The following is a 1,498-nucleotide window of genomic DNA, read 5'->3' as shown; positions in this document are numbered from 1 at the left end:
CCGCCCCGGCGAGCACGACGGCGTTCAGGCGCCGCCGGTGCGGCTCGCGGACGAAGGACATCAGCAGTGCGTAGAGCACGCCGATGGCCACGGGGACGACATAGTGCATGGCGGGAGCCTCCACCTGGGACGACCTGGGACGGCTCACCACGCTAGAAGCGCGCGTGCCACGCCCCCAGGGGGCCGGACGCCGGCTTCCGACGGATTGCCGCCAGCCGGTCCCGGCCTCCCTCCCGCCCGCCGCCTCGCGCGCGTGTGGCCGTCGGCCTCACTTGAGCCGGTCGCGGATCCGCTTGCGCATCGACGCCATCGTGAACCCGCGCGGGTCCACCTTCCCGGGCTGCCACTCCAGGTGCCCGATCACCGACCGCTCGTTCCAGCCGTGGCGGCGGCAGACCGCGGCGGCGGCCCTCTCGATGGCCTCCAGCTGAGCCGCGGGCCAGGGATCCTTCCCGTCGCCCAGGTTCTCGCACTCGAAGCCGTAGAAGTGCCGGTTGCCGTCGGTGTTCTGCTCGTTGTCCGCGGGCAGCGCCTTCTCGGCGATCACCGCGCGCAGCACGTCGTCGTCGCCCAGGCCGGCGTGGTTGGCGCGGCCGTAGCCGACGAGGTGGACCTTGCCGTCCTTGGTGATGACGCCGTGGCACAGGGGACCGGGCAGGCCCGAGTAGCCCTTGCGGCACAGTTCCACGGTCCGGGCGCTGCCCCGGGTGACCGTGTGATGGATCATCACGCCGTGCACCGGTCCCCAGGGGCCCTTGTGGTTGCGGTTGTGATCACGCCAGTCGCCGACCTGGACGACCGTGAGGCCCTCCGCCTTCAGGGAGCTCAGGAACGCGCTCGCGGACATGGGTGGGGCCATGGGTCGCGCCTCCTTCTCGCAGCGCGACGGCCACCGGTCGCAGCCGCCTCGTACCGGTGCTTGTACCTAAACGGAGCGGGCGCAACCAATCGCCCGCTCCCCGTACGAGCCGATCCGGACAATGTCCGGCCACGGGGCCGCGATTGAACGGAATTCCCATGGATGCCCAGGTGACCGAAGATCCATTCCCGCTCATTCGGGTAATACCGCGGCCACGTCCCGTGAGGAAGGCTTTGCCGCGGAGACCGGTGCCCGGCACGGATGGGCACCGGTCACAACTGGGAGGGCAATTCCTTATGTCGGTAGGCGAAGAGGTCCGCACCGAGCAGACCCGGCAGCAGCAGAGCCTCGGCACGGCCGCGGCGCGGAACCTGGCCACCACCACCAAGTCCGTACCGCAGATGCAGGAGATCAGCTCGCGCTGGCTGCTGCGCATGCTGCCCTGGGTGGACGTGCAGGGCGGTACGTACCGGGTGAACCGGCGGCTGACGTACGCCGTCGGCGACGGACGCGTGACGTTCGTGAAGACCGGCGACCGCGTCGAGGTCGTCCCGGCCGAACTGGGCGAACTGCCGGCCCTGCGGTCGTACGAGGACGAGGAGGTGCTCTCGGAGCTGGCCTCCCGCTGCCGGCAGCGGG

Annotated in this window: 2 protein-coding genes and 1 pseudogene; 1 reads left to right on the top strand and 2 read right to left on the bottom strand. The window is 70.8% G+C overall.

The genetic code is table 11. The annotated features are described in order from the left end of the window. Window positions 1–109: DUF6010 family protein (locus tag AOK18_RS34845; RefSeq protein ID WP_240503333.1), on the bottom strand; the 109-nt coding region annotated here is incomplete at its 3' end. Window positions 110–268: 159 nt separating this feature from the next. Next, the gene (locus tag AOK18_RS27430; RefSeq protein WP_055571363.1) at window positions 269–847 is read right to left on the bottom strand and encodes an N-acetylmuramoyl-L-alanine amidase; all 579 of its coding nucleotides are present in this window, start codon (window positions 845–847) and stop codon (window positions 269–271) included. Between the two features lie 308 nt (window positions 848–1,155). Between AOK18_RS27430 and AOK18_RS27425 the strand changes: the two are divergent. Further along, a pseudogene (locus AOK18_RS27425) lies at window positions 1,156–1,498 on the top strand (Crp/Fnr family transcriptional regulator); the annotation flags it as partial.

The organism is Streptomyces prasinopilosus, assembly GCF_001419695.1.
GTDB classification, from domain to species: Bacteria; Actinomycetota; Actinomycetes; order Streptomycetales; family Streptomycetaceae; genus Streptomyces; species Streptomyces prasinopilosus.
The sequence above is the reverse complement of the archived record's forward strand: the minus strand, read 5'-3'. Positions and strand labels throughout refer to the sequence as shown.